29 protein-coding genes are annotated in these 26,574 nt (G+C 66.3%); 10 read left to right on the top strand and 19 right to left on the bottom strand.

The window, feature by feature from the left end:
* Nucleotides 1–203 precede the first annotated feature (203 nt).
* Nucleotides 204–1,241 carry an L-idonate 5-dehydrogenase gene (locus AC1DE3_RS04670; protein ID WP_476852113.1) on the top strand — a complete coding sequence of 346 codons (1,038 nt, stop codon included), beginning with the start codon at nucleotides 204–206 and terminating at the stop codon, nucleotides 1,239–1,241.
* Between the two features lie 5 nt (nucleotides 1,242–1,246).
* Here the strand turns inward: AC1DE3_RS04670 and AC1DE3_RS04665 are convergent, their stop codons facing one another.
* The 4 genes from AC1DE3_RS04665 to AC1DE3_RS04650 all read right to left on the bottom strand — a co-directional run bounded on the left by AC1DE3_RS04665 (nucleotide 1,247) and on the right by AC1DE3_RS04650 (nucleotide 5,764).
* Entirely contained in the window at nucleotides 1,247–2,392 is a 1,146-nt protein-coding gene (locus AC1DE3_RS04665; protein WP_476780360.1) for an alpha-D-ribose 1-methylphosphonate 5-triphosphate diphosphatase, read from the bottom strand.
* 85 nt (nucleotides 2,393–2,477) lie between these two features.
* Entirely contained in the window at nucleotides 2,478–4,151 is a 1,674-nt protein-coding gene (locus tag AC1DE3_RS04660) for a formate--tetrahydrofolate ligase (protein ID WP_476780361.1), read from the bottom strand.
* 158 nt (nucleotides 4,152–4,309) lie between these two features.
* Complete coding sequence (locus tag AC1DE3_RS04655; RefSeq protein ID WP_476780362.1) at nucleotides 4,310–4,996, bottom strand: glutathione S-transferase family protein; 687 nt, start codon at nucleotides 4,994–4,996, stop codon at nucleotides 4,310–4,312.
* 18 nt (nucleotides 4,997–5,014) lie between these two features.
* On the bottom strand, nucleotides 5,015–5,764 hold the full coding sequence (locus AC1DE3_RS04650) for a haloacid dehalogenase type II (protein ID WP_476780363.1): 750 nt from the start codon (nucleotides 5,762–5,764) through the stop codon (nucleotides 5,015–5,017).
* Between the two features lie 117 nt (nucleotides 5,765–5,881).
* Between AC1DE3_RS04650 and gpmI the strand changes: the two genes are divergently transcribed.
* Nucleotides 5,882–7,396: a 2,3-bisphosphoglycerate-independent phosphoglycerate mutase gene (gene gpmI / locus AC1DE3_RS04645; protein WP_476780364.1), complete on the top strand. Its 1,515-nt coding sequence runs from the start codon at nucleotides 5,882–5,884 to the stop codon at nucleotides 7,394–7,396.
* Between the two features lie 75 nt (nucleotides 7,397–7,471).
* Here the strand turns inward: gpmI and AC1DE3_RS04640 are convergent, their stop codons facing one another.
* The 8 genes from AC1DE3_RS04640 to AC1DE3_RS04605 all read right to left on the bottom strand — a co-directional run bounded on the left by AC1DE3_RS04640 (nucleotide 7,472) and on the right by AC1DE3_RS04605 (nucleotide 14,328).
* Entirely contained in the window at nucleotides 7,472–8,323 is an 852-nt protein-coding gene (locus AC1DE3_RS04640) for an outer membrane protein (RefSeq protein ID WP_476780365.1), read from the bottom strand.
* A gap of 212 nt (nucleotides 8,324–8,535) precedes the next feature.
* The gene (locus AC1DE3_RS04635; protein ID WP_476852112.1) at nucleotides 8,536–8,817 is read right to left on the bottom strand and encodes a hypothetical protein; all 282 of its coding nucleotides are present in this window, start codon (nucleotides 8,815–8,817) and stop codon (nucleotides 8,536–8,538) included.
* 96 nt (nucleotides 8,818–8,913) lie between these two features.
* The gene (gene fghA, locus AC1DE3_RS04630) at nucleotides 8,914–9,750 is read right to left on the bottom strand and encodes an S-formylglutathione hydrolase (RefSeq protein ID WP_476780366.1); all 837 of its coding nucleotides are present in this window, start codon (nucleotides 9,748–9,750) and stop codon (nucleotides 8,914–8,916) included.
* Between the two features lie 159 nt (nucleotides 9,751–9,909).
* Complete coding sequence (locus AC1DE3_RS04625) at nucleotides 9,910–11,022, bottom strand: S-(hydroxymethyl)glutathione dehydrogenase/class III alcohol dehydrogenase (protein WP_476852111.1); 1,113 nt, start codon at nucleotides 11,020–11,022, stop codon at nucleotides 9,910–9,912.
* Nucleotides 11,023–11,047: 25 nt separating this feature from the next.
* Nucleotides 11,048–11,332, bottom strand: a complete 285-nt coding sequence (locus tag AC1DE3_RS04620; RefSeq protein ID WP_441510165.1) for a metal-sensing transcriptional repressor — start codon at nucleotides 11,330–11,332, stop codon at nucleotides 11,048–11,050.
* A 139-nt stretch (nucleotides 11,333–11,471) separates the two neighbouring features.
* Entirely contained in the window at nucleotides 11,472–12,389 is a 918-nt protein-coding gene (locus AC1DE3_RS04615; protein ID WP_476852110.1) for a hypothetical protein, read from the bottom strand.
* A 326-nt stretch (nucleotides 12,390–12,715) separates the two neighbouring features.
* Nucleotides 12,716–13,279 carry an NUDIX hydrolase gene (locus tag AC1DE3_RS04610; protein WP_476781238.1) on the bottom strand — a complete coding sequence of 188 codons (564 nt, stop codon included), beginning with the start codon at nucleotides 13,277–13,279 and terminating at the stop codon, nucleotides 12,716–12,718.
* Nucleotides 13,280–13,284: 5 nt separating this feature from the next.
* Nucleotides 13,285–14,328, bottom strand: coding sequence for a DUF3616 domain-containing protein (locus AC1DE3_RS04605; RefSeq protein WP_476781239.1), 1,044 nt, complete (start codon nucleotides 14,326–14,328; stop codon nucleotides 13,285–13,287).
* Between the two features lie 177 nt (nucleotides 14,329–14,505).
* On the opposite strand from AC1DE3_RS04605, the gene AC1DE3_RS04600 reads away from it, so the two are divergent.
* Genes AC1DE3_RS04600 through AC1DE3_RS04590 form a run of 3 tightly spaced genes read left to right on the top strand, consistent with a single transcriptional unit; the run spans nucleotide 14,506 to nucleotide 15,859 of the window.
* Complete coding sequence (locus AC1DE3_RS04600; RefSeq protein WP_476781240.1) at nucleotides 14,506–14,715, top strand: hypothetical protein; 210 nt, start codon at nucleotides 14,506–14,508, stop codon at nucleotides 14,713–14,715.
* 8 nt (nucleotides 14,716–14,723) lie between these two features.
* The gene (locus AC1DE3_RS04595) at nucleotides 14,724–15,668 is read left to right on the top strand and encodes a dihydrodipicolinate synthase family protein (RefSeq protein WP_476781241.1); all 945 of its coding nucleotides are present in this window, start codon (nucleotides 14,724–14,726) and stop codon (nucleotides 15,666–15,668) included.
* A 44-nt stretch (nucleotides 15,669–15,712) separates the two neighbouring features.
* The gene (locus tag AC1DE3_RS04590; protein WP_476781242.1) at nucleotides 15,713–15,859 is read left to right on the top strand and encodes a hypothetical protein; all 147 of its coding nucleotides are present in this window, start codon (nucleotides 15,713–15,715) and stop codon (nucleotides 15,857–15,859) included.
* A gap of 77 nt (nucleotides 15,860–15,936) precedes the next feature.
* Here AC1DE3_RS04590 and aceB read toward each other — a convergent pair whose 3' ends face one another.
* Nucleotides 15,937–17,544, bottom strand: coding sequence for a malate synthase A (aceB, locus tag AC1DE3_RS04585; RefSeq protein WP_476781243.1), 1,608 nt, complete (start codon nucleotides 17,542–17,544; stop codon nucleotides 15,937–15,939).
* Nucleotides 17,545–17,798: 254 nt separating this feature from the next.
* Between aceB and AC1DE3_RS04580 the strand changes: the two genes are divergently transcribed.
* Nucleotides 17,799–19,166 (top strand): pilus assembly protein TadG-related protein, encoded by a 1,368-nt coding sequence (locus AC1DE3_RS04580; RefSeq protein WP_476781244.1) that lies wholly within the window; start codon nucleotides 17,799–17,801, stop codon nucleotides 19,164–19,166.
* Here AC1DE3_RS04580 and AC1DE3_RS04575 read toward each other — a convergent pair.
* The 3 genes from AC1DE3_RS04575 to ygfZ are packed head-to-tail and all read right to left on the bottom strand — an operon-like array spanning nucleotide 19,141 to nucleotide 21,307.
* On the bottom strand, nucleotides 19,141–19,767 hold the full coding sequence (locus tag AC1DE3_RS04575) for a YfbR-like 5'-deoxynucleotidase (RefSeq protein ID WP_476781245.1): 627 nt from the start codon (nucleotides 19,765–19,767) through the stop codon (nucleotides 19,141–19,143). The genes AC1DE3_RS04580 and AC1DE3_RS04575 overlap by 26 nt on opposite strands.
* Nucleotides 19,767–20,411: a DNA-3-methyladenine glycosylase I gene (locus AC1DE3_RS04570; RefSeq protein WP_476781246.1), complete on the bottom strand. Its 645-nt coding sequence runs from the start codon at nucleotides 20,409–20,411 to the stop codon at nucleotides 19,767–19,769. Before AC1DE3_RS04570 ends, AC1DE3_RS04575 begins: the two co-directional genes overlap by 1 nt.
* Entirely contained in the window at nucleotides 20,408–21,307 is a 900-nt protein-coding gene (gene ygfZ / locus AC1DE3_RS04565; RefSeq protein ID WP_476781247.1) for a CAF17-like 4Fe-4S cluster assembly/insertion protein YgfZ, read from the bottom strand. The genes AC1DE3_RS04570 and ygfZ overlap by 4 nt, the downstream gene beginning before the upstream one ends.
* A gap of 150 nt (nucleotides 21,308–21,457) precedes the next feature.
* Here ygfZ and AC1DE3_RS04560 point away from each other — a divergent pair, with 150 nt between their 5' ends.
* The 4 genes from AC1DE3_RS04560 to AC1DE3_RS04545 all read left to right on the top strand — a co-directional run bounded on the left by AC1DE3_RS04560 (nucleotide 21,458) and on the right by AC1DE3_RS04545 (nucleotide 25,198).
* Nucleotides 21,458–22,798 carry a dihydroorotase gene (locus tag AC1DE3_RS04560; RefSeq protein ID WP_476852109.1) on the top strand — a complete coding sequence of 447 codons (1,341 nt, stop codon included), beginning with the start codon at nucleotides 21,458–21,460 and terminating at the stop codon, nucleotides 22,796–22,798.
* A gap of 182 nt (nucleotides 22,799–22,980) precedes the next feature.
* A complete protein-coding gene (locus tag AC1DE3_RS04555) occupies nucleotides 22,981–23,403 on the top strand; it encodes a YciI family protein (protein ID WP_476781249.1) in 423 nt (140 codons plus the stop codon).
* Between the two features lie 35 nt (nucleotides 23,404–23,438).
* Nucleotides 23,439–23,864 (top strand): YciI family protein, encoded by a 426-nt coding sequence (locus AC1DE3_RS04550; protein WP_441510151.1) that lies wholly within the window; start codon nucleotides 23,439–23,441, stop codon nucleotides 23,862–23,864.
* A gap of 62 nt (nucleotides 23,865–23,926) precedes the next feature.
* Nucleotides 23,927–25,198, top strand: a complete 1,272-nt coding sequence (locus AC1DE3_RS04545; protein WP_476781251.1) for an RNA polymerase sigma factor — start codon at nucleotides 23,927–23,929, stop codon at nucleotides 25,196–25,198.
* On the opposite strand, the gene AC1DE3_RS04540 is transcribed toward AC1DE3_RS04545, so the two are convergent.
* From AC1DE3_RS04540 to AC1DE3_RS04530, 3 genes are all read right to left on the bottom strand, one after another.
* Nucleotides 25,195–25,464 carry a hypothetical protein gene (locus tag AC1DE3_RS04540; RefSeq protein WP_441510149.1) on the bottom strand — a complete coding sequence of 90 codons (270 nt, stop codon included), beginning with the start codon at nucleotides 25,462–25,464 and terminating at the stop codon, nucleotides 25,195–25,197. The two genes, AC1DE3_RS04545 and AC1DE3_RS04540, sit on opposite strands and share 4 nt — an antisense overlap.
* A gap of 182 nt (nucleotides 25,465–25,646) precedes the next feature.
* A complete protein-coding gene (locus tag AC1DE3_RS04535) occupies nucleotides 25,647–26,090 on the bottom strand; it encodes a TIGR02301 family protein (RefSeq protein ID WP_476781252.1) in 444 nt (147 codons plus the stop codon).
* Entirely contained in the window at nucleotides 26,087–26,566 is a 480-nt protein-coding gene (locus AC1DE3_RS04530) for an NUDIX hydrolase (RefSeq protein ID WP_476781253.1), read from the bottom strand. Before AC1DE3_RS04530 ends, AC1DE3_RS04535 begins: the two co-directional genes overlap by 4 nt.
* Nucleotides 26,567–26,574 lie beyond the last annotated feature (8 nt).

The following is a 26,574-nucleotide window of genomic DNA, read 5'->3' as shown; positions in this document are numbered from 1 at the left end:
CCTGCATCTTTGGGTAAGCAGGTTTCAATCGATTAGACAATGATGGATTGGCTTTCTCGGCCCTCATCATGAGGGGCAAGGCGCAAGCCTTGCGTCTCGAAGGAGGCTCCCGAGGGCGCTGGATCAGCCTTCGAGACGCCGCTTCGCGGTTCCTCAGGATGAGGGCTGAGAAAAGCAGGCCAGTCGGATCAGGGAGAGCCACCATGCGGGCCGTCGTTATTCATGCCGAGAAGGATCTGCGCGTCGAGCCGACCACGGCGCCTGAATTGAGACCGCGCGACGTCCGCGTGAGGATCGAGGCCGGCGGCATCTGCGGCTCTGACCTCCACTATTATCTCCATGGGGGCTTCGGCACGATCCGCGTGCGGGAGCCGATGATCCTCGGCCATGAGATCGCCGGCCGGGTCGAGGCTGTCGGCGGCGAGGTCTCGCGGGTGCAGCCGGACGATCGCGTCGCGGTCAATCCGAGCCGGGCCTGTGGCCATTGCCGCTACTGTCAGATGGGACTGCAGCAGCACTGCACCGACATGCTTTTCTACGGCTCGGCGATGCGCTTCCCGCATGTGCAGGGCGGCTTCCGCGACGTGCTCGTCGTCGAGGAGCGGCAGGCGGTGAAGGTCGCGCCGCATGTCACCGCTGCCGAGGCGGCCTTCGCCGAGCCGCTCTCGGTCTGCCTGCATGCCGCCAAGCGTGCGGGGCCGTTGCTCGGCAAGCGCGTGCTGGTGACGGGAGCGGGGCCGATCGGCGCGCTCACCATCGTCGCAGCGAAAGCGGCGGGCGCCGCCGAGATCGTCGCGACGGACGTGGTCGACGGACCGCTGCCGATTGCGCGGAAGATGGGCGCGAGCGCAACCGTCAATGTCGCGGCCGAGCCTGATCGGCTGAAGGCGGAATACGGGGCCGAGAAGGGCGCGTTCGACGTGATGTTCGAAGCCTCCGGCAATCAGCATGCGCTGACCGGCGCCTTCGACGTGATCAGGCCGGGCGGCGTCATCGTGCAGATCGGCGTCGGCGGCCAGTTCACGCTGCCGATGAATGTCCTCGTCGCCAAGGAATTCGACCTGCGCGGTTCTTTCCGTTTCCATGAGGAGTTCGACTGGGCGGTGGCGATGATCGGCTCCGGGAACATCGATCTCTCGCCGCTGCTGACGGCCACGATCCCGGTCGACCGAGCGGTCGAGGCCTTCGATCTCGCCGCGGACAAGTCGAAGGCGATCAAGGTGCAGCTCGACTTCGCCTGAACGCCTCAGCCGGTGAGCAAGCTCGGGTCGGCGAGGTGGACGAGCCGGCCGTTGGCGATGGTCGCCACCACACGCGGTGTGGGCTCCGGTCTGACGATGACGAGGTCGGCCCTCAGGCCCGGCGCGATCCGGCCGCGGTCGGTCAATCCCAACGCCGTCGCCGGGTTATCCGAGACAAGCTTCCAGGCAGCGGGGAGGAAGGCCGCGCGACGCTCGGCCAGAAGGAAGGGCGCGAGCGGCAGCGCCGGGTAATAATAGTCGGAGGCCAGGATGGTGCAGAGCCCCTGGCGCACCATCTCCTCGGCGGCCGGGCAACCCGTATGCGAGCCGCCGCGCACCACGTTGGGCGCGCCGAAGACGATCGCCTCTCCAGCTCCGGCCGCCTCGCGCGCCGTCGCTTCATTGATCGGGAATTCGGCGACGGCGATGCCGAGCGCGCGATGTTCCCGCCGCATCTCAGGGCTCATGTCGTCATGGGACATGATCGGCACGCCGGCCTTGCGCGCCGCCTCGGCCAGCCTGATGATCGAGCCCGCGACCTCGCCCTTGCGGGCATAGACGCGATCGACGAGCTCCATGAATTCGCCGTGGCTCAGGCCCGTGCGCTCGACCATCTTGCCGACCTTGTCCGGCCGGTGGCGGGATTTCAGCGTGCCCTCGGTGTGGTCGTTGAAGGCGAGGACGCCGATGCGCCCCTCGGCGAGCCATGCGGCGATCTCGTCCTCGGCATCAAGGTTGAAGGTCTCGTGGCGCATGTGGAAGCGGGTATCGGCGCCCAATTCCGGCTTGAGCGCGGCGATGCGTTCGACCAGCCGGCGCGCGTTCTCCGCACCGCGCAGGCCCGGTTCCCAGGACCAGGTAACGCCGTGGAAGGCGGTGGTGATGCCGCTCGCCAGGAGAGCCCGGTCGGCGTCACGCAGCGCCAGGTCGATGTCGAAGGCAACGCCCGGGCGCGGCATGATGTGGCGCTCGAAGGCATCGCCATGGCAGTCGACGATCCCCGGCAGGACAAGACAGCCTTGGGCGTGGATTACGAGGCCCGCCGTTTGCGAGCCCCCACCCAGAGAGGTGATCCGACCTCCGTCGAGTGAGACGTCCGTCGTGAGGAGTTCGTCTAGGAGCGCTTGGCCGCCCGTGATCTTCATGCTCATCTTTGCCGCCCCGCTGTCGATGCCGAGGCGCGCCGCTTCGACGAGCCACATGACGAAGGCGTGACGGCAGCCATGGGAAGAGCCGTCAGAACAACCCTTCGATCCGCCCCAGCGCGTCGATATGGATACGCTCGGCCGCCGGATGACGCGGCAGGCCGGGCATCGTCATGATGTCTCCGCAGATCGCGACGACGAAGCCCGCGCCGGCCGAAAGCCTGAGCTCGCGCAGTGGCACGATATGGCCGGAGGGGGCGCCACGCAGCGCCGGGTCGGCCGAGAAGGAATACTGGGTCTTGGCGACGCAGATCGGCAGGTTGCCGAAGCCGGCCGCCTCCAGCTCGGCCAGGCGGTCACGCAGCCTGCCGTCGACGCCGACGCCTGCAGCCCCGTAGATCTCGCGGGCGATCGTCTCCAGCTTCTCCCGCAGCGGCATCTCGTCGGGGTAGAGCGGGGCGAAATCGGCGTCGTCCTCGTCGGTGAGCGCGGCGACCTTGCGGGCGAGCTCCTCGGCGCCGGCGCCTCCCTCGGCCCAGTGCCGGCAGATGATCGCCTCGGCGCCCAGGTGGTTGCGGCAGTAGTGGCGGATTAGATCGTGCTCGGCCGCCGTGTCGGTGGCGAAGTGATTGATCGCGACGATCGGCGGCACGCCGAATTTGCGGATGTTCTCGACATGGCGAGCGAGGTTGGCCATGCCGGCTTCCAGCGCCTTGAGGTTCTCCTGGCCGAGCTCGTCCTTGGCGACGCCGCCATGCATCTTGAGGGCGCGCACTGTGGCGACGACGACAGCCGCAGCGGGCTTGAGCCCGGCCTTGCGGCATTTGATGTCGAAGAACTTCTCGGCGCCGAGATCGGCGCCGAAGCCGGCCTCGGTGACGACGTAGTCGGCGAGTTTGAGCGCGGCGCGTGTCGCGATCACCGAATTGCAGCCATGGGCAATATTGGCGAAGGGGCCGCCATGGACGAAGGCGGGCGTGCCTTCCAGCGTCTGCACCAGATTCGGCATCAGCGCATCCTTGAGCAGGACGCTCATCGCGCCCGTCGCCTTGAGGTCGGCTGCGGTGATCAGGCGCTTGTCGCGCGTGCGGCCCACGACGATGCGGCCAAGACGCTCGTCGAGATCGATCGCGTCGCGCGCCAGGCAGAAGATCGCCATCACTTCGGAGGCGACGGTGATGTCGAAGCCATCCTCGCGCGGAAAGCCGTTGCCGGGGCCGCCGAGCGAGGAGACTGTTGAGCGCAGCGCCCGGTCGTTCATGTCGAGCACGCGTCGCCAGGCGATGTGCCGGGTGTCGAATTCCAGCCCGTTGCCCCAGTAGACATGGTTGTCGACCATGGCCGCGAGCAAATTATGGGCGCTGGTGATGGCGTGGAAGTCGCCGGTGAAATGCAGATTGATCTGCTCCATCGGTACGACCTGGGCATAGCCGCCTCCGGCCGCGCCGCCCTTGACGCCGAAGCAGGGGCCGAGAGAGGGCTCGCGGAGTGCGATCAGCGCGCGCTTGCCGATGCGGGACAGGCCGTCCCCGAGACCGACCGTCGTCGTGGTCTTGCCTTCGCCGGCCGGTGTCGGGCTGATCGCCGTGACCAGGATCAGCTTGCCGTCCGGCCGCGTTTCGAAATCGGGGATCGCCTGGGTGTCGATCTTGGCGATATGTTTGCCGTAGGGATTGAGCGCCTCTGAAGGAATGCCCGCCTGCTCGGCAATAGCGGCGATAGGTTGAAGCGTCGCGGCGCGCGCGATCTCGATATCGGTCGGCATCCGTCCTCTCGGAGACTGTACTTGCTCCGCGCCTCCCCGGAGGCAGAGCCGCGGCGACACTGGCGTGAAACGCCCGTCGCCGCCAGCGCTTTTGCTGCGGTGGCTGCCATGATGCACAGGCGTGCGGCGCTTCGCGGTGAGCGCGCCGCGCGGGCCGCTCAAGCTTTCAGATGAGCGTTCTGCGGGAACAGGCACTTGAACGCTTCCGCGTCGAAATCGGTCTTGAAGGCGAACTGATCCTTAAGGGCGACCGCGCGCTGCGCCGCGGGCCGGGCCGAGATCTCGTCGAGATGGCGCTTCACATGCGGAAACATCTCGGGCCAGGTTTCGCCCACCGCGAAGGAAAGGCGGGTCGCCCAGCCCCAAATGGACATGTCGACCAGCGTGTAGACGTCCCCGAGCATGTAGCGGCGCTTGGCGAGGAGATCGTTGACGATGCCCCAGTGGCGCTCGGCCTCACGGGAATAGCGGTTGATGGCGTAGGGGATTTTCTCCGGGGCGAAGCGGCTGAAATGCACGGCCTGGCCGCAATAGGGGCCGATGCCGGTGGCGACGAACATCAGCCAGGACAGCATCTCGCCGCGTGCCTTCGGCGTATTCTCGGGCAGGAACTGCCCGGTCTTCTCGGCGAGGTAGAGCAGGATGGCGTTGGAATCGAAGACGGTGACGTCGCCATCGGTGAGGGCCGGGGTCTTGGCGTTGGGATTGATCGCCAGGAATTCCGGCTTGAACTGATCGCCCTTGCGCGTGTCGACCGGCACCATCTCGTAGGGCAGGCCAGCCTCTTCGAGGAAGAGCGCGATCTTCGCCGGGTTCGGGGACGGGTGGTAGTAGAGCTTGATCATGGGGCTCCTCGGCGGCGCTCAGGCCTGTCTCAATGCGGCGACATAGGAGACGAGATCGGTGAGCGCGGCAATGGTCGCGTCGGCCTGGAAGCCGAGCTGCTCCGGCTGCATCCTGAGCGCCTTGAACATCAAGGCCGGGTCGATCGTCGCGGCCATTTCCAGCTCGCAGCGCAGCCTGTCTGTCGAGACGCGCTCGATGCGGGCGACGTGGAAGCCGTGCGATTTGGCACCGGCGATGTCGAAGCCGTTGGAGGAGACGAAGAGGATTTCGTCCCGCGTCAGCCCGAGCCGCTTCTCGACATAGGCGTAGCCCCGCGGGTCGGGCTTGTAGATGCCGATCTCGTCGACGCTGATCACGGTCTCCAGCAATTCGCCGAGGCCGGCATGGGCAACGAGCCGCTTCAGCATCGCCGGGCTGCCATTCGAGAAGATGGCGAGGCGGTACGGGGCGAGCCCTTCCAGCGCCGCCCGCGCCTCCGGATAGAGGGCGAGCGCGTCATAGGCCTCGGCGATCTGCCAGACGAGATCAGGCGGCGCCGAAAGGCCGAGCGTACGCAAGGTGAAGTCGAGCGAGTCGCGCGTGACGGTCCAGAAATCCTCGTAGCGGTCCATCAGGGCGCGCAGCCAGGTGTATTCGAGCTGCTTCAGCCGCCAGATCTGGGTGATCGTCGTGCCATGTCCGGGAAACGCCCTGTCCGTGACGGCCGCGACGGATTGCACGTCGAACAGCGTGCCATAGGCATCGAAAACCAGCGCCTTGATCGTCATCGGGGCCTCCCATTGGGGCTTCGCCGCGGTTCCGCCGCTTTCTTAGCACTCGCATAGACGAGCGGGTGCGTGATATCCGCACAAGCACCTTTCACAGATGCCGACAGGTCAAAGCCGATGCCGCCTCGCCCCGTGATGCTGATGATCCTCGACGGCTGGGGCTGGCGCGAGCAGAGCGAGAACAATGCGATCCGGCTGGCGAAGACGCCGAATTTCGATCGTTTCTGGGCGAGTTGCCCGCACGCTTTCTTGCGTACCTCCGGGCTCGACGTCGGGCTGCCCGAAGGCCAGATGGGCAATTCCGAGGTCGGCCACCTCAATCTCGGTGCCGGCAGGGTGGTGATGCAGGACCTGCCGCGGATCAACCAGGCGATCGCGGATGGCTCGATCGAGGCGGCGCTCGCGGATTCGGGCCTCATTGCGGCGCTGAAGGCGAGCGGCGGGGCCTGCCATCTGCTCGGCCTGGTCTCGCCCGGCGGCGTCCATGCCCATCAGGACCATGCGGTGGCGCTCGCCCATATCCTGGCGAAGCAGGGTATCCCGGTGCAGGTCCACATCTTCACCGACGGGCGCGATACGCCGCCGCAATCGGCGGCTGAGTACGTGAAAGCCTTTGCCGCCGCACTGCCGCCCGGCGCGACCATCGCCAGCGTCTGCGGCCGCTACTACGCGATGGACCGCGACAATCGCTGGGAGCGGGTCGAGAGGGCCTGGCGTGCGATGGTGCTGGGGGAGGGCGAAGCCTTCGCCACGGCCGATGCCGCGATCGCGGCTGCCTATGCCGGCAAGGTCAACGACGAATTCATCCTCCCGGCGGTGATCGGCGGCTATGCCGGAATGAAGGATGGCGACGGGCTGCTCAGCTTCAACTTCCGCTCGGACCGCATCCGCGAGATCCTGAATGCGGTGCTGGAGCTTGATTTCACCGGCTTCGAGCGCCCGCGCCGGCCGCAGCTCGTCAAGGCGGTCAGCATGACCTCCTACAGCGCCGAGCTCGACAAGATCATGCCGGCGCTCTTCCCGCCGCAGACGCTCGCCAACGGGCTGGGCGAGACGGTCGCCAAGGCCGGTCGGACGCAGATCCGCATGGCGGAGACGGAGAAGTATCCGCACGTCACCTATTTCTTCAACGGCGGCGAGGAGACCCCTTATGCCGGCGAGGAGCGGGCGATGGTGCCGTCGCCCAAGGTCGCGACCTATGATCTGCAGCCGGAGATGTCGGCGCCGGAGCTGACCGCCAGGGCGGTCGAGGCGATCAACTCCGGTCGCTACGATCTTGTCGTGCTCAATTTCGCCAATCCCGACATGGTCGGCCATACCGGCGTGCTGGCGGCGGCGATCAAAGCGGTTGAGACGGTCGATGCGGGTTTGGGCGCCATCGCCGAGGCGGTGCAGCGTCAGGGCGGCGCGCTGCTCGTCACCGCCGATCACGGCAATGCCGAGCTGATGGTCGATCCGCAGACCGGAAAGCCCCATACGGCGCACACGACCAATGTCGTGCCGCTGGTGCTGATCGGCGGGCAGGCCAAGGCGCTGGCGGATGGGCGCCTGGCGGACATCTCGCCGACATTGCTGGCATTGATGGGGATGGCGCAGCCGGAGGAGATGACCGGGCAGTCGCTGCTGCGCTGAAGCGCGCCGACCGACAAAAGCAAAACGGCGCGGAGATGATCCGCGCCGTTTCGTTTGCTGGCTGTCGAGGCCGGCTCAGTACTTGCGCACGACCGGCGGTGCGTAGGCGACCGGCTCCGGCGTGCCGCAGCAGTTCGGGTCGCCGAAGTTCCAGCGCATGCCGATGCGGAAGTCGTGGCTGTCGATATCCTTGGCCTTGAGCGGGCCATAGCTCTCGGGGAGGAAGGCGTTCTGGATGCGGCCCGACTGGCCGTCGCCCAGGTTGAGGTAGCGATAGCCGAGTTCGAGCGTGAGGTTCTTGTTCACCTCGTAACCGAGGCCGGCCATGAGCGCCCAGGCGACGTTGGTCTTGGTGCCGTTGTTCGCATAGCCCAGCGTCGGGAAGCCGGCGACCGAGCCCTGGTCGGTCAGGCCGCTGATGCGGTTCTGCGTGAAGCCGATGCCGGCGCCGATATACGGCGTCAGGCAGTTCCAGGTGCCGAGGTCGATATAGCCGTTGAAGAGCGTGACCAGCGAGGACAGGTTGCCCTTGTAGGTGTTGGTCTGATTGTCGTTGATGAAGGGGTTGAAGACGATGTCGTTCACCCCGATCGACGAAGAGCCGCGATATTCGCCGGTGACGTCGAAGCGGAGCCAGTTGTTGAAGCGATAACCGATGCCGAGGCCGGCGAAGAAGGCCGAGTTGTCGGTCTTGCCGAAGAACCTGCCGCCGAACTGGGCAACATCTTCCTGAAAATACTTGCCGACGGTCTGTACGCCGACGCCGACGTCGCCGCGCAGGTAGATGCCGCTGGAGATCGTGCCCTTGAGGCCCAGGGGCTCGGGCGGGGGAGGCGGAGGCGCGTAGGCCAGATCGGCCGCTTGCGCCGCGAGGGAGGCACCGAGGGTCAGGGCGCCCGCCAGCGCGAGAGTTTTCAGGCTGCCCATGGCAGTGTCCTTCGCGTTTGCGCGGCGCAAGAACGCAGCCCGCGCGAGTTACCAACGGGAAGAACCTGGCAGATATTTCTTAAATGACCCTTAACCCTAACTGCTAACCTTACTTTTGCCTGAAGAATGCCCGGATTATTAACGAAATCTTGTCGCTCGCGGAATTGGCCGGAGCTTGAGGCGGGCACAATGGCGGGCAGGCCGCCACCCTGTCATTGGCAGGGCAGAGTCGCGTTCAGCTTGCTGCGGATGATCGGCAGCGACAGGCTCCTGAAGAAGCTGTGAAAGCGTTGGGGTGCCCGAAAGGCCAGGCGGTCGCCATGCTGCCAGACGGGAACGACCGTGCCGTTGAGATGCGCTGCCATCGCAGCAAGCCGCATTCTGTCGATCGCGGCCTCCTGAGCCACGCGGGACTGCGCGCCGAAGGAGCTTTCGACCGGAACGATGACAAAAAAATTCCCACGCTCATTCAGATGAGCGATCTGCATTTCCATCATTGATAGGCCGCACCTGTGGCCCCCCGGGGCATAGTTGGCCTCAAATAGCGTTAAGCAGCATCCTCCATTTGGATGAATTCCGTGGGGCGCCGGCTACGCGAATAGCCGCTCGGCATGCCAGGCGATGTGCTGCGCCATGAAGGTCGAGACGAAATTATAGGAATGGTCGTAGCCGTCCCGCATCGTCAGCTGCAGGGGGATTCCGGCCGTTGCGCAGGCGATTTCGAGCAGTTGCGGGCGCAGGCCCTCATCGAGGAAGCCGTCGGCGGTGCCCTGGTCCACCAGCAGATCAGGGATACGATGCCCATCCGCGATCAGCAGGGTTGAATCATAGGCGCGCCAGGTCGTCTCGTCGGGGCCGAGATATTTCTCGAAAGCGGGCCGGGACCAGCCGGCGGTGGAGGGCTGGGCGATCGGCGCGAAGGCGGAGATCGACGCGTAGCGCCCGGGGTTCTTGAGCGCGAGCGTGATCGCCCCGTGCCCGCCCATGGAGTGGCCGAAGATGCCTTGCCGGCGCATGTCGAGCGGAAAATTCTTGCTGACCAGCGCCGGCAACTCGTCCCGGATATAGCTCTCCATCCGGTAGTTGCGGGCGTAGGGCTCCTGGGTGGCGTCGAGATAGAAGCCGGCGCCCGAGCCGAATTGCCAATTGTCGGGCTCGTCCGGCACGGCTTCGCCGCGCGGGCTGGTGTCGGGGCAGATGATGGCGATTCCGTTTGCGGCGGCTGCGGCGCGGTACTCGCCCTTATCCATGACATTCTGATGGGTGCAGGTCAGCCCGGAAAGATACCAGAGCACGGGAACCGGGCCATCCTCGATCTGGTGCGGCAGATAGATCGCGAAACTCATCGGGCAGGCGCAGGCCGTGCTTTCATGACGATAGACGCGCTGGGAACCGCCGAAGGCCTTGGAGGAGGAGAGGAGTTCCATATGGGGTCCTTTCTTGTGGGCGGCGGCGAGACGTCATTTTCCGGATGGGGAGCACTTTCCCGGGAGCCGGAGTTCAGAGAATGCCAGCAAAGAGGATGGCCGGGGCGCGCCCGGCCATCGCGTCCTGATGCCCGCCCTATGAGGCGGCAAAACGGCGGCTCAATACACCACGACGCTGCGGATCGACTTGCCCTCATGCATCAGGTCGAAGCCGTGGTTGATCTCGTCGAGGCTCAGCTTGTGGGTGATCAGGTCGTCGATGTTGATCTTTCCTTCCATATACCAGTCGACGATCTTCGGCACGTCGGTGCGCCCGCGCGCGCCGCCGAAGGCGGTGCCCTTCCAGACGCGGCCGGTGACCAACTGGAAGGGACGCGTCGCGATCTCCTTGCCGGCCTCGGCGACGCCGATGATGATCGACTCGCCCCAGCCGCGATGGCAGCACTCCAGTGCCTGACGCATCACATTGGTGTTGCCGGTGGCGTCGAAGGAGAAATCGGCGCCGCCGCCGGTGAGGTCGACGATCGCCGGCACCACCTTGTCGTTGCCGATCTCGGCCGGGTTGATGAAGTCGGTCATGCCGAACTTCTCGGCCATCGCGCGCTTGGCCGGATTGATGTCGACGCCGATGATCTTGTCGGCGCCGACCATGCGGGCGCCCTGGATGACGTTGAGGCCGATGCCGCCGAGGCCGAAGACCACGACGTTCGCCCCTGGCCAGACCTTGGCGGTGTAGATCACAGCGCCGATGCCGGTGGTCACGCCGCAGCCGATATAGCAGATCTTGTCGAAGGGAGCGTCCTCGCGGACCTTGGCAAGCGCGATCTCAGGCAGGACGGTGAAGTTCGCGAAGGTCGAGCAGCCCATATAGTGGAAGACCTCGCCGCCGTCGCAGGAGAAGCGGCTGGTCCCATCGGGCATCAGGCCTTGCCCCTGGGTGGAGCGGATCGCGGTGCAGAGATTGGTCCGGCGCGACAGGCAGGACTTACAGCTGCGGCATTCCGGCGTGTAGAGCGGAATGACATGATCGCCGGGCTTCAGCGTCGTCACGCCGGCGCCGACCTCGCGCACGATGCCCGCGCCCTCATGGCCGAGGATCGCCGGAAACTTGCCCTCCGAATCCAGGCCCGACAGCGTGTAGGCGTCGGTGTGGCAGATGCCGGTGGCCATGACCTCGACCAGCACCTCGCCGGCCTTGGGGCTGCCGATCTCGATGGTTTCGATGGTGAGGGGCTTGCCGGCTTCCCAGGCGACGGCGGCACGGGTTTTCATCGGGGGGGTCCTTCCTTGCGAACGGCTATTTCAAATAGGGGCGGATGACCCGCATGATCGCGGCGATTTCGTCGGCATCGTCGGGGGGCGCCTTCGCCGCGTCGGCAGTGCCATGCATGGTCTCGCGCAAGTGACTTTCCAGCACCTCCGCCATCAGCCCGGTCGCTGCGCCGCGCAGCGCCGCGAGCTGCTGGAGCAACGCGCCGCATTCCTCGCCGCGCTCCACGGCGGCGATCAGGGCGTCGGCCTGCCCCTTGATCCGGCGCAGCCGCGTCACGGCGCGCTTCTTCTCTTCAGGCGTGTGAGGCATTGGGGGCGCGTCGAGCTTCGATCTGCCGGTCAAGCTATGGTACTCGGGGGGAGTATGTCAATGCGGACGACCTGCCGACATGAAAAAGGGCGGCAGCGTTGCCGCTGCCGCCCTTGCGCAGGCGCGATGTTCGGAAGGCTCAGAAGCTGTAGCCGAGCTTCACCTTGACGAGGTGCTGGCTGAAATTGGTCAGATCGAGATTGCCGGGCTCGCCCTTGGCCTTGCCGGCGATCTGGATGTTGTAGGCGGCGGAGAGGGCGAGCTGCTTCGTCGCCTGCCAGAAGATGCCGGGGCCGGCGAAGGTGGCGTAGCCGGCTTCGTTGCCGAAGCCGAGCTCGTTATGGGCGCGCATATGGCGGACCTCGCCGCTGAGATAGAGCCCATCCGACACCTGCCAGGAGAGCGAACCGCCGACCGTGAAGGTGGATGAGCGCTGATAGGGCGACGGCCCGGTCCAGGTCAGATCCTGCGAGAGGTTGAGCGCGGCGTACAGTGTATTCGGGATCAGCGTCTTGTCGGCGAAGAGGCGGATGCCGGTGTTGTAGGTGGTGAAGCGGCCGGCGCCGTCCGGATCGGCGCGGTTGAAGCTGGGGTCGATGACGAGCGTCAGGCCGAGGCCGTGCATGTCGCGGCCGAGCAGCTTGTACTTCATCTCGACGCCGGCGCCCAAGGCGCCCGAGTCGGCGCTCACGCCGCCTGCCGAGGCATTCGTGAAGTTGCCCAGCACATAAGGGCCGACTTCGAAGCAGGGGAAGAGCCCGTAGGAGCCCTGCAAGGTAAGGGCGTGCCCGTTCGAGGAGCCGACGCGCGTGCCGAAGCCACCGTTAAAGGTCAGGCTCGGGCCGAAGGAGCCCTTCTCCGCAACATCCGAGCCGGTGGTGAAGCCGAAGGCGTCGGTCGGGATGCCTTCGCTCTCGATACAGGCCGAGACGACTGGCGCCGGTGCGGGAGCGGTCTTGCGGGATGGCAGGTCGGCGGCGGAGGCGATGGAGGCGGCGCAGGTGCCGACGAGGGCGAGACCGAGGCGGGCGGAGAGGAGGGCGGAGGCCAGCTTCATAGCAGAAATTCCAGTTGAGTGGGAACCGGGCGCGTGCAAACCGCGCTCAGTCATCCGGGGTCGGTGCAAGGATGCATTCGTGGCCCGCCTGCCGCGATAAAGGAGCCATAAGTATTGCGACAATCCATCCGGCTGTTGTGCCGCAGCAACAGAGACGGGTTTGTCAGCATGACGACTCCAGCGGGTGAGCGACGGTCATACGTATTGCAAGTGATTTGCAATAGAGGGGCGCCTCCCGACGAACTATGGCGTGGCCGCGACGGCGACGCGAGAGTTGGGGTGCCTCTTGTTGCGTTATAACGTAACATGTTGCGTCGCAGCAACAATCAGGCGGGCAGGGACAGCATCGCGATGCGGGCCAGGGCGCGCGGCGCGATCGCCGCCAGTTCCTCGACGGGTTTCCAGGCCGCGGCATGTACCTCCTCCGCCTGGGCAACCAATGGCCAGGCAGGATCGGCCAGGAAGAGGTATTGCAGATCGTGATGGATATGGTCCGGCTCGCCGCGCGCGGGCTTGCCGGGCACGTCGTGGCTGTCGATGGTGAAGGGCACGTCGCCGCCCGCGTGCCAGGGATGCAGGGACAGCCCCTGGACGCCGGTCTCCTCCTCAGCCTCGCGCGCCGCCGAGAGGTGGAAGTGCTCAGCCTCCTCCCAATGGCCTCCGGGCTGGAGCCAGCGACCGATCACGACATGGTCGATCAGCAGGATCTGCGCATGGTCGGGGGAGAGCACGAAAGCGCTGGTCGTGAGATGGCCGGGAAAGGTATCGCGGCGGTCGAGCGCATGGCCCTCCGCCATCTGCCAGCGCAGCAGCGAGAGATGCTCGCGCGGGCCGGCGACCTCGCTCCGGTAGCGCGCGACGGCGCGGGAGAGGCGGGCGTGGAAGTCCATGGCGTTCAGCGGGTCTCTGCCGGCAGGGGCAATCGGTAGGATTCGAAATGGCCGTTCTTGCGGCCGTCATAGCCGATCAGGACGCTGAGCGCGCCGCGGCCCTCCGCCAGAACGGTCAGGGATTCCGCCTTGCCGCTGCCGCGGGCGGGCAGCTCGCCGAGGGTCTCAGCTGCCTCGGGCCGGGCCGTGTCGACCAACATCAGGGAATATGGGAGCGATTGCTCCTGTGCCGGGCCAAGCAGCGCGAGCAATCGCCCACCGGGCAGGGGGGCGAGGTCACGAATGCCGCGATCGCGCCCGGCCGGCAGCGCCACCACCGTCGGAGCCGCTGTCGCGGCCGCATGCCCGGGTGCGAAGAGCGCTGTGAGCGAAGCGCCGACGAGGAAGCTGCGGTCGCCGAGCGAAGGTGCGCGCAGGCCGGCCCAGAGCGTATCGCCGATGACGGCGATGCCTTCCACATTCAGCCCGTTGTCGTCCATCAGGCTCCGGCCGAAGAAGGCTCCCGCCTCGCCGGCCTGGCGCAGCATGTCGCTCAGGCGATAGGTCAGCTCGACGCGGCCGGTCGGGGCGCCTTCCACGTCGACCTTGATCCGCGCCAGATGGAAGGCGGAGAGTCGGAATTCGCCCTTGTTGCGCGAGCAACCATGCGAACCCGCCAGATAGAAGGCGCCATCCGCATAGGCGACGGCCTCGCCGTCGAGTTCGGCAAAGCGGCCGGGGGCCCGGCAGATGCCCTGCGGCGGCTGGCCGAGGGTGTCGGGCGAAGCGTCCGTGCCGACGATCGGGAGCGTGGCGCCGGGCGTGATGCGGTTCTCCGCAATCCGGGCGAACTGGGCGAATGAGCCCTCGTCATTGATCAGCAAGCAGCGCTGGGCGCCGTTCGCGACTGGCATGCAGGCGAGGCCGCTGACATCGCGGGCCGGCTTGCCGGGCTTTTTGCCCGAGAAGTCGCCCAGCGTCCTGAAGCGCTGTTCGGGGGCGAGCGTCGCGGCCTGGGCGAAGGAGGCGCACAGCAGGGCGGCGAGGAGGGGGAGAAGGCGGGGGCGCATGCGGCGAATCCAGACGAGAGGGCCGGATTGAGCGCGAGCGGCCCGCGGAAGTCAAAAGCGGTTTCGCGTTCTCCTTATGCATCGTTGATGTTGTCGCCCCTTGCCCTGTCTCGAATGGCTATGGCGGCGAAAATACCTTGTCCGTGCGGTCCCGGAGACCGTTCGGGAAACAGGATGATGCTCAGTATCCCTCGCAAACCCTTTGGCGGCCCGCTCGCGTTTCTGGTCGGGCGAGACGTTGAAGGTCACTGGCTGGCCGTCGAGACCCATGGCCGCGGCGGCGGAATCTTCGCCGATCAGGGCGCCGCGTTGCGCTATGCCGTGTTCGAAGCCGGCCGCAGGCCGCGCGCGGTCCGTATGACCGCGAAAACGCTCCGGCTGCTTTGAGACGCGCCATGAACCACTGGCTTCACGGCATGTTCACCGCGCTGGTCACGCCCTTCGACGAGGATGCGATCGACTACGGTGCCCTGGAACGCCTCATTCACTGGCAGATCGCTCAGGGCGCCGACGGTATCGTGATCGGCACTGCCACAGGCGAGAACTCGACGCTGAACGAGGCGGAGCGCAGCGAACTTTGTGCTGCCGCCCGCCTCATCGCGGGCAGGCATTTCCCGGTGATCGCGGCCGTCGGCAGCTATGCCACGGCCGAGACGATTGCCGAGATCGTCGCCGCCGAGAAGGCCGGCGCCTCGGCGCTGCTGCTGCGCATGCCCTATTACAACAGGCCGACGCAGGCGGGGCTCGCGGCCCATGCGCTCGCGGCGGCGCAGGCCACGGGTCTCGAGATCATCCTCGACAATGATCCGGACCGCTGCGGCGTCGAGATCGCGTCGGAGACGCTCGAGATGCTCGCAGGCGCGGCGAACATTGTCGGCATCCTCGAACGGCGCGGCGATCTCGCGCGCTGCGACCGGATCGCGCGGCTGCGCGACCGCCGGTTCATGCGGCTCACCGGTGCGGCCGAAACTATCCCGGCCTATCTGCTCGCGGGTGGATGCGGGGCGGTCACCAGCGTCGGCAATCTCGCGCCGCATTGGCTGGCGCGGCTGGAGAGCGCGGCGCGCTCCGAGCTCTACGGGCAGGCGCAGATCCTGCAGCGGCGCCTCGTCCCGCTGCTCGACCTGCTGGCGCGGGAGCCCGATCCGGTGCTGGTCAAGCTCGCCTTGTCGATACTGCATCCCGGCATCGGCGCGGCCTGCCGCGCGCCGCTCGTCTCGGTGCGCCCCGAGCTCGCAACCCTCGTGCGTGATGTGATCGAGGATCTACCGCGCCCGCTCGCAGGAACGGTACCGGCCCCCGCGAGCCGGGGCGCGACGGGGCCTGCCCACCGCGCCTGACCGGCGTGGGGGAAGCGCCCGCAATGTTTCGGATGGAGACTTCAATGAGCACGATCGGCAGCTATCGTCGCCGCCGGGAAGCGATCTACCGGCATGTGCGCTCCTCGCCGGCCGGCGGCTGGAAAGCCGATCTCCTGCACCTCTTCGGGGCGGTGATCCTGCTTGCCGTGATTATCGGCGGGCGCGTCTAGTGGCACCTGAACTGACCACGAAAGCGAAAGGGCGCCACCATCTGGCGGCGCCCTTCCTGGACTGATCGGAGCTGTGTTCAGCCCAGCTTGGCGTAGGCGGGCACGGTGAGGAAGTCCTCGAAGTTCGGCGCCAGCGACAGCGTCTCGAAGAGCGCGATCGCTTCGGGGAACCGACCCTTGGCATAGGCCTCCGCCCCGAGTTCGCCCTTCACCCTGTCCATCTCCTCGGGCAGGCAGCGCTTGAACAGCGCGGCATCGGCCTTGACCCCGCCTTCGAGTTCGACGCCGTACTGGACGAACTGCCAGATCTGGGCGCGGCTGATCTCGGCGGTCGCGGCATCCTCCATCATGTTGTAGATCGGGACCGCGCCGCGGCCGCGCAGCCAGGCCTCGATATACTGCACGCCGATGCGGATATTCTCGCGGAAGCCTTCCTCCGTGCGTGTGCCCTGGTGGACCTCCAGCAGATCCCTGGTGCCGATGTTCACGTCGTCGCGCTTCTTGCCGAGCTGGTTGGCCTGCGGCATCAGCCGGTCAAAGACCTCCATGGCGACCGGGACGAGGTCGGGATGGGCGACCCAGGTGCCGTCATGGCCATCGCCGGCCTCGCGCTCCTTGTCGGCCTTGACCTTGGCGAAGGCGGCGGCATTGGCCTCGGGGTTGTTCTTGACCGGGATCTGCGCCGCCATGCCGCCCATCGCGAAGGCGCCGCGCTTGTGGCAGGTCTTGATCAGCAGCAGCGAATAGGCGCGCAGGAAGGCCTTGGACATCACGACCTGCGACCGGTCGGGCAGGATATAGGCCTTGTTGCGGGCGAGCTTCTTGATGAAGGAGAAGATGTAGTCCCAGCGACCGCAGTTGAGGCCTGCCATGTGCTCGCGCAATTCGTAGAGGATCTCGTCCATCTCGAAGGCGGCGGGCAAGGTCTCGATCAGGACGGTCGCCTTGATCGTGCCGTTCTTCAGGCCGAGCGCCGATTGCGCGGCGACGAAGACGTCGTTCCAGAGCCGGGCCTCGAGATGGCTCTCCAGCTTCGGGAGGTAGAAATAGGGGCCGGAGCCGGCGGCCAGCGCCGCCTTGGCGTTATGGAAGACGTAGAGGCCGAAATCGACCAGGGAGCCCGAGGCCTCCTCGCCGTCGATCTCGATATGGCGCTCCGGCAGATGCCATCCGCGCGGGCGAATGATCAGGACCGCGGGCTTGTCCTTGAGCTTGTAGTCCTTGCCGTTCGTAGGATCGGTGAAGTCGATCTTGTTCGCCCAGCGGTCGCGGAGGTTGATCTGGCCTTCGATCATGTTGGCCCAGACCGGCGAGGAGGCGTCCTCGAAATCGGCCATGAAAACCTTGGCCCCGGAGTTCAGCGCGTTGACGATCATCTTGCGGTCGACAGGGCCGGTGATCTCGACGCGGCGGTCCTGCAGATCGGCCGGGATGGGCGCGACGCTCCAGTCGCCTTCGCGGATATGCCGGGTCTCGGCCAGGAAGTCGGGCGTCTCGCCGGCGTCGAAGCGTTTCTGCCGCTCGGCGCGAACGGCGAGCAGCCGCTTGCGCGTTTCGTTGAAGCGGCGATGCAGGTCGGCGACGAAGGCGAGCGCTTCCGTGGTGAGGATCTCGTCGAAGCGCGGCTGCACGGCGCCCTTGATGACGACGCCGGAGGGCAGGGAGAGAGCGGGGGTGTCCGACATGGCTGCTCCTTTGGTGATCTGATCGCATTGTCCCGTGAAATCATTATTTTCAAAACGACAAAAAATGATCATCACTTGTTCTGAAATGGAAATAATATTCCATGCGTCGAAGGCGATATGACGTTGCGGTACCTGTTTTGCCGCAAAATGTGCAGATAGGGCCGAGTTCCACGAATCGATTTTAGCAATTCGTAAGCTCCGACCCCCAACCCTCATCCGGCTCAATGCGGCAATCCGGCCCAGGATGAGATGTGATGGTCAAGCTCGCTTTCGTTTCGGAATTGATGCGGCGGTTGCGCCGCGATCAGCGCGGCAACGTGCTCGTCATGACCGGCTTCCTGACCCTTCCGCTGATCGGAATCGTCGGGGTCACCGTCGACTATGCGCGTGCCAGCAACGCCCGCCAAGCGCTGAGTTCGGCGATCGACTCCGCCTCGCTGATGGCCGCGCGCGATGCCCAGAAGCTGACCGACGCTCAGCTCCGGGACCGTATCGATTCCTGGATCCGCGACAACCTGCCAGCGAGCGTGAAGAGCGAGTTCGGTGGCGCAACTGTCTCGATCGACCGTACGGCGCGAACGATCAAAATCTCGGCGAATGCCAGTGTGGAGACGACGATCGGGCGCGTGCTCGGCCCTCAGTCCATCGCAGTTGCGAGCGATAGCCAATCGACCTGGGGCACCAACACGATCGAGCTTGCGCTGGTTCTCGATAATACGGGCTCGATGTCGTCCTCGGGAAAGATGACGGCGCTGAAACAGGCGTCGAAGGATCTGATTCAGATCATGAAAGACGCGACGATCGACACAGATCAGATTCGGATCTCGATCGTGCCGTTCAACACACAGGTTCGTATCGACCGAGCCCTGAAGGACGAGCAGTGGATCCGCTACGGCATGACCCGTTCGGTGACGATGACCTGCGATAAGAATGGCAATAACTGCAAGGCGCCGAGCGGTGCAGCTTCGTCGGATCCAACGATCTCAGGCTGCAAGACGAACAAGGGCGTGATGACCTGCACCGAGACCCTGACCAAGGCCAATTGGGCTAAGACCGAGGGCTGCATAGCTGACCGGGACCAGAGCTATGACGTCACCGATGGCGGGTCGTATTCCGCCAGCGCCCAGCAGTATCCGGCGACATGGTGTGGCCAGACTTCGCTCGCGCAGACGATGGGGCTGAGTTCCGACTGGACAGCACTGTCAGCCAAAATCGATACGATGACGCCGGTCGGCGCCACCAACGTCACCATCGGCGCAGTCTGGGGCTGGGCGACGCTTTCGCCCGGCGCGCCCTACACTGAGGCAAAGCCAAATACGGAGCCGCGGCTGAAGAAGTATATGATCCTGCTGACCGATGGCGACAACACACAAAACCGTTTCGAAGGCGACGGCAGCACCTCGAATCCAAATATCGATGCACGGACGAAACTTGCTTGCGCGAACGTCAAGGCGGCGGGCGTCAATGTCTATACGATCCGGGTCATGGATGGAAACGCAGCGATGCTGCGTAACTGCGCTAGCGATGCGAGCATGTATTATGAGGTGACGAGCGCCTCCCAGTTGAGTCCTATCTTCAAGTCGATTGCGAACGAGATCAGCGCGGTGCGTTTGACTCATTGAGCTCGCCGCCGAGCTCGCCGAAGCGCGCCAGGAAGCGGTGTTGTGCGGTCTCGGTATCGAGCGGATCGAGCCAGGCGATGACCTCGGCCGGCAGCGCCTGCGGTCGGCCGAAGAATTTCAGTGCCTCCGCGCGGGCGAAGCCGGCGAGCTGCGTCGCCTCGAAGAAGGCGGCGATGGTGTCGGCCTCCTTGGTTCTGCGCTTGAGCATCGCCGGCGTCGTCGCAGGCAAGCCGAAGCGCAGATGGATGGCCGTGAGCAGGCGCAGTTCCACGCTCTTATAGGCATCGCCCATAACCACCTTGAACGGCGAGATCATGTCGCCGATGACATATTCCGGCGCATCGTGCAGCAGCGCCATCAGGCGCCAGGTATCGCTCCAATCCGGGTTGAGATGACCCGCGATCGCCTCGACCAGCAGGCAATGCTGCGCCACCGAGAAGGAATGCGCGCCGCGCGTCTGGCCGTTCCAGCGGGCGACACGCGCAAGGCCATGGGCGATGTCCTCGATCTCGATGTCGAGCGGCGAGGGGTCGAGCAGGTCGAGCCGGCGGCCGGAGAGCATGCGCTGCCAGGCGCGCGGCGGTTCAAGCTTGCGGGCCATCAGGCGGCGGGGCGGAAGTCGCGCGCCAGCGCAGCGCATTCCGCATAGCGGAAGCAGCCGGTCAGGTGGTCGTTGACCAGCCCGCAGGCTTCCATGAAGGCGTAGACGATGGTCGGGCCGCAGAAGGTGAAGCCGGCTTTCTTCAGCTCCTTGGCGATCGTCTCGGATAGCCTGGTCTGCGTCGGCACCTCGCCCTGCGTGCGATAGCTGTTCTGCAGCACGCGGCCGTCGAGATGCTTCCAGAGGAAATCGGCGAAGGGCTCGCGTTCACTCAGCCTGAGATAGGCCTGTGCGCTCTTGATCGTGCCCTCGATCTTGCCGCGATGGCGGATGATGCCGGGATCGGCGAGCAGGCGCTGGACATCGGCCTCGCCGAAGCGGGCGACCGCTTCCGGCTCGAAATCGGCGAAACCGGCGCGGAAGGCATCGCGCTTCCTGAGGATGGTGATCCAGGACAGGCCCGCCTGGAAACCATCGAGGATCAGCTTCTCCCAGAGCGCGCGGGAATCATATTCCGGCACGCCCCATTCAGTGTCGTGATAGGCGAGGTAGAGCGGGTCCGTGCCCGGCCAACGGCAGCGGAACTTGCCGTCCGGCCCTTCGATCGCGACGCGCTCTTCGCTCGAGACAATTGCCTCGCTCATAGGGCGACCTCTGCGGCTGCTCCGAAGCCCGGCTCGCCGGGGAAGGGGAAGCGGATGAAATCGGGCTTCTCCGCCAGATGGAAAGCGAGGCCGCCGCCGAGCGGCGTTTCGCCGGCCGCGAGCGCGTCGGCCAGCCGGTCGAGGCGGAGCATGGCGAGCGCCTTGCCGTTCGCGCCCGAGCCGATGCTGCCGATCATCTTGCCGCCGGCCACCGCCTCCGTGCCGGTCTCGGCGACGATGCCGTCGTCGAAGTCAACGGGCACGACGCGGGTGCGGGCGGTGCCGCGATGCTGCATGCGGGAGACGACCTCCTGGCCGATATAGCAGCCCTTCTTAAAGGAGACGCCGCCGAGCTGGTCGAGCAGCGCTTCGTGCGGGAAGGTGTCGCCATAGGGGAAGTCGCGCCCGCCGGCGGGTATGCCCAGCGCGATGCGGCGGGCGTGGTAGGCATCAGCCGTTGCCGTGACGAGATCGTCGATGCCCTCGGCATCGGCTATGGCCCGCTGGCCGAGTGCGGGCAGACGCGGGTCGTCATAGACGAAGCCGGCGTCTTCCGGCAGCGGCGCGCCATCAGCGGAGGCGAGCACCGTGCTCTTCTCGGTGAGGTCCTCCAGCACGACCTTGGAGCGCAGCTTGTAGAGCTTCAGGCGTTTCATCAAATCGGGGGTCTGGAGCAGCGGAGTGTCGAGCAGGAAGCCGCAGCCGTCTTCCGGCGACAGCGCGACGATGAAGAAGTCGCAGATGATCTTGCCCTGCGGTGTCAGCAGCGCACCGTAGCCGGCGTGGCCCGGCGTGACCGGGTCGAGATCGTTGGTGACGAGGTTCTGCAGGAAGTCGCGGGCATCCTGGCCACTGACGCGGATGACACCGCGATCGATCAATCGGGTAGCGGACATGGGCAGCCGGTCCAGTTCTGATTCCGTGGCGGGCTCGTGCGGCCGAAAGGGAGCACTGCGCCACCCGAAAGCTGTTTCCACTTCCGAGACGGCGACTCTGCCGATAGGTAGGCCGCATCGCCCCTTTGCTCAACCGCCCGGAGAACCGCCATGCCGCAGACCTATGACGTCATCCTCAAGGGCGGCACGGTGGTGAACCAGGATGGCCGCGTTGCGCGCGACATCGGCATCACCGGCGGCAAGATCATGGCGCTGGGCGATCTCTCGCAGGCCTCGGCCGGTGAGGTGGTCGATTGCACCGGCCTGCATATCCTGCCGGGCGTGATCGACAGCCAGGTGCATTTCCGCGAGCCGGGGCTCGACCATAAGGAGGATCTGGAGACGGGCTCGCGCTCGGCCGCGCTCGGCGGCGTGACCTGCGTCTTCGAGATGCCGAACACGATCCCGCAGACGACGACGCCGGAGGCTCTGGCCGACAAGATCAGGCGCGGCCGGCACCGCATGCATTGCGACTTCGCCTTCTGGGTCGGCGGCACGCATGAGAACGCTGCCGATGTGCCGGAGCTGGAGCGGCTGCCCGGCGCGGCCGGGATCAAGGTCTTCATGGGTTCCTCCACCGGCGACCTCCTGGTCGAGGATGACCGGGGCGTCGCGGAGATCCTGAAGCGCACGCGCCGCCGCGCCGCCTTCCATTCCGAAGACGAGATGATGCTGCGCGAGCGCATGCCGCTGCGCGTCGAGGGGGATCCGTCGAGCCATCCGATCTGGCGTTCGCCGGAGGTAGCACTGACCTGCACCAAGCGGCTGGTGCGGATCGCGCGCGAGACCGGCGCGCGCGTCCATATTCTGCATATCTCGACCGGCGAGGAGATGGTCTTCCTCAAGGACCATAAGGATGTCGCGTCGGTCGAGGTGCTGCCGAACCATCTGACGCTGGTCGCGCCGGATTGCTACGAGCGGCTCGGCACCTACGCCCAGATGAACCCGCCGATCCGGGACGAGAGTCATCGCCAGCGCATTTGGTGGGGCGTCGAGCAGGGCATCGTCGACGTGCTCGGCTCCGACCATGCGCCGCATACCCATGAGGAGAAGCACCACCCCTATCCGGCGAGCCATTCCGGCATGCCGGGCGTGCAGACGCTGGTGCCGATCATGCTCGACCATGTGAATGCCGGCCGGCTCACGCTGGAGCGCTTCGTCGACCTCAGCAGCGCCGGGCCGCAGCGCATCTTCGGGCTGGAAGGCAAGGGCCGGATCGCAGTCGGCTACGATGCCGATTTCACCGTCGTCGATCTCAAGCGCCGGGAGACGATCACCAAGGAGTGGAGCGCCTCGAAATGCGGCTGGACGCCCTATGACGGCGTCACCGTCACCGGCTGGCCGGTCGGCACCTTCGTGCGCGGCCTCAAGGTGATGTGGGAGGGAGAGCTAACGATGCCGTCGCAGGGCGAGCCGGCCCGCTTCCTGGAGGCGCTGCCGCGCGGCGCCTGAAACGGATCGGCGCCGCCCGCGTTCGGCTCTGGATGAGCGCGCGGTCGGCTCCGCAAAAAAATCGAAAAAAGATTTCCGGCGCTGTCGATTCCAGCCGCGCCCGTTCGACGTGCAGTCAGAGAACGGGTTTCGGCGGTCCGCGCCGGAGCCGCCCGGTTCTCCCAAACCCAAGGAGAAGACCGATGCGTGTGATGGTTCTGGTCAAGGCCAGCAAGGACAGCGAAGCCGGCGTGATGCCGGACCCGGACGTCTTCGCGAAGATGGGTGTCTACAACGAGGAGCTGATCAAGGCTGGCATCCTGCTCGCCGCAGAAGGCTTGCACCCGACTTCCAAGGGGCTGCGCATGCGCTTTTCCGGTAGCGAGCGGACGATCACGGACGGCCCCTTCGCCGAGACCAAGGAGCTGCTCGCCGGCTTCTGGCTCTGGCAGGTGAAGTCCTTCGACGAAGCCGTCGAATGGCTGAAGCGCGCGCCCTTCGACGGCGGCACCGAGATCGAGCTGCGTTCCGTCTTCGAGATGGAGGAGTTCGGCGAGATGGTGACGCCGGAGCGGCGCGAGCGGAAAGAGCAGCTGCGCGCCGAAGCCGACAAGCGCATCAGCTGACCCGACCTGACATCCCAAATCCAAGGAGAAAACCGATGCGTTTCATGGTGATGGTCAAGGCGACCCCGGACAGCGAGGCCGGCGCGCCGCCGACCCAGGAACTGCTCGAGGCGATGATGGCCTATAACGAAGAGCTGGTGAAAGCCGGCATCATGAAGGGCGGCGACGGTCTGCAGCCCAGCTCGAAGGGTGCGCGTGTCCAGTTCGACGGCACGAAACGCGCCGTCGTCGACGGGCCCTTCGCCGAGACCAAGGAACTTGTGGCCGGCTACTGGCTCTGGGAATGCGCTTCGCTCGACGAAGCCATCGCCTGGGTCAAGCGTTGCCCGAACCCGATGCCCGGCCCGTCCGAAATCGAGATCCGGCCGCTGTTCGAATTGGCCGATTTCGGTGAGATCGTCACGCCGGAAACTGCGGCGCAGTGGGATCGCCTGAAGGCCGAGTCCGAGCGGCAGGGCTGACCGACCGACGCCTTGCCTGCGCCCCTTGCCAGCCGATGGGCTGATGGTGTGTATCGCTTCCCATGTCGGGCAGCGATACACACCGCACCATCGAGACGGTCTGGCGTATGGAGTCGCCCCGGCTGATCGCCGGCCTTACGCGGCTGACGCGCGATATCGGTCGGGCCGAGGAGCTGGCGCAGGACGCGCTGGTCGCGGCGTTGAAGCAATGGCCCGAGGAGGGCGTGCCACGCAATCCGGCTGCCTGGCTGATGCAGGTCGCCAAGCACCGCGCCGCCGATGCCGCCCGCCACGAGATCATGGCCCGGCGCAAGCAGGAGGAGATCGGCCGCGATATCGACGGCGAAAGGCCGGCGATGCCCGATCTCGACGAAGCGCTCGATGACGCGGTTGGCGACGACCTGTTGCGCCTGATCTTCACCGCCTGCCATCCGGTGCTACCCAAGGAGGCGCGGCTCGCGCTGACGCTCCGGCTGCTCGGGGGCCTTACGACCGAGGAGATCGCTCGCGCTTTCCTGGTGCCGGAGCCGACCATGGCGCAGCGCATCGTGCGGGCGAAGAAGACGCTGAGCGAGGCGAAGGTCCCCTATGAGGTGCCTGCCGGCGCCGAGCTCGGCGAGCGCCTGGCCTCGGTGCTGGAGGTCGTCTACCTGATCTTCAACGAGGGCTATGCCGCGACGGCAGGGCAGGATTGGGTGCGGCCGGCGCTGTGCGAGGAAGCGCTCAGGCTCGGGCGCGTTCTCGCGGCGCGGGCGCCTGACGAGCCGGAGGTGCATGGGCTTGTCGCGCTGATGGAGCTGCAGGCCTCGCGGCTCAGGGCGCGCATCGGCCCCGGCGGCGAGCCGATCCTCCTGCTAGACCAGAATCGTGCGCGCTGGGACCGGCTGCTGATCGGGCGGGGGCTCGCGGCGCTGGAACGGGCGCAGCGGCTCGCCGGCGCCGCGCCGGGGCCCTATCTGCTGCAGGCAGCGCTGGCAGCCTGCCATGCTCGCGCGCGAACGGCGGAGGAGACAGACTGGCAGCGAATCACGGCGCTCTACGCGGTGCTCGGCCGGGTGATGCCGTCGCCGATCGTCGAGCTCAACCGGGCCGTAGCGGTCGGCATGGCTGAAGGGCCGGCAGCGGGCTTGGAACTGGTCGAGGCGCTGGGTAGCGAGCCGTCGCTCAAGCGCTACCACCTGCTGCCGAGCGTGCGCGGCGACCTGTTGTCCAAGCTCGGCCGGCACCGGGAAGCGGCGGAGGCCTTCGAGCAGGCGGTGGCGCTGACGGGTAACGTCAAGGAACGGGCGTTGATGGAAGCGCGGGCGGCGAGGGCCCGCACCGCGGCAGATTAGTGCCGCGTGCCGATGGTGAAGGCGCCGCAACGCACCTTCTCGGGGAGGGTCTCGGTGAAGACGGCCGTGGCTTCCTCGCCATAGGTCTCGACCAGTGTGCGCAACGCCGCAAAGAGCGCGGCATGCGCGAGCGCATCCGAATCGAGCCCGTCCTGCTGGGCCTCGGTGAAGGCGTCCTCGACATAGCCATAGGCGACGCGGCGCGCATCGCCGTGGTCTTCGGCGAGATTCGGGTCGAGCATCGTGTCTTCGGGCTGGATCGGCATCGAAACGGGACTCTGCGCCTTCAATCTGATGCGAATCGCGCCGGTTGTGACCCGGATCGCGACGGTTGGGCGATGCTCAAGTCATAAGCCGTGCCAGAGCGGCACGCTACCGCGGTGTTTAAGAAAGGTTAACGCGACCGGAAGAATTCCACCGAAGATCGCATTCGGGCAACAGCTGTTGCCTATCCGCCATAACGGCTGGCCAGCGCCCGCGACAGGGCCTCGCCTTCGGCCGCGAGGCGCGCGGATGCCTCCTGGCTGGCATCGGTGCAGGAACGGTGGGTCAGCGAATAGGCCTTGAAGCCGCGGTTGAAGGCGGCGGTCAGGCGGTCGCGCCGTTGCGGGGTGCGCCCTTCGGCATCGAGCAGGGCAGCCATGCGGGCGCGCCAGTCCTGCGCCTCCTTGCCTCCGCAGAGCGTGCGTAGATAGGCAAGCGACCCCATGATCTCCGCGAGCTGGAGAAGCTGCGGCTCATAGGGCGGTCCGTCCGGCTCCTGGACGGGCGGCTCGGCAGGTTTGGCCGCGGGCGGCTTCGCCGGCTGCGGCGTGCGTTGCTGCGCCTGGGAAACCATCGGAGCGAGGAGGGCAAGGGCCAGAATGGCCCAAGCGCGCGCACCGCGCATCATGCCGCACCGCCGGCCGTGAACAGGCTGTGAGCCCGGCGCAGCACGTCTGCGAGTTCGCGCGTGGTTGCGAGCCCGCCGAGCTTCAGCGGATCGGCCCACATCACGGCCCCGACCTCCGGCCCCGGTTGCGGTTCGCCGGAGAGCCACTCGCCGACGAAGGAGGCGACGACGAAGTGATGCGTCACGCCGCCTTTGGCGTCGCGGCCGAAGATCTCGACATGGCGGTTGAAGCCGAGGATGCGGGCGGTGACGCCGACTTCCTCCTCCAGTTCGCGCAGGGCCGCCTGCTCGAGCGTCTCGCCAGCCTCGACCTTGCCCCCGGGCAGCGACCAGAGCTGGTCGGCCGGCGGCTTGGTGCGGGTCGCCAGCAGCACCTTGCCGTCGCGGAAGACAGCGACCGAGGCCGCGAGCACAGGCCGGGCCGCCGCGCGGCCCGCGGCCGGGAAGCGGATGACCTGGCCGCTGTCGGCCGTCATGCTGCCAC

The sequence above is a fragment of the Allobosea sp. 10L417 genome (genome assembly GCF_056395485.1).
The sequence above is the reverse complement of the archived record's forward strand: the minus strand, read 5'-3'. Positions and strand labels throughout refer to the sequence as shown.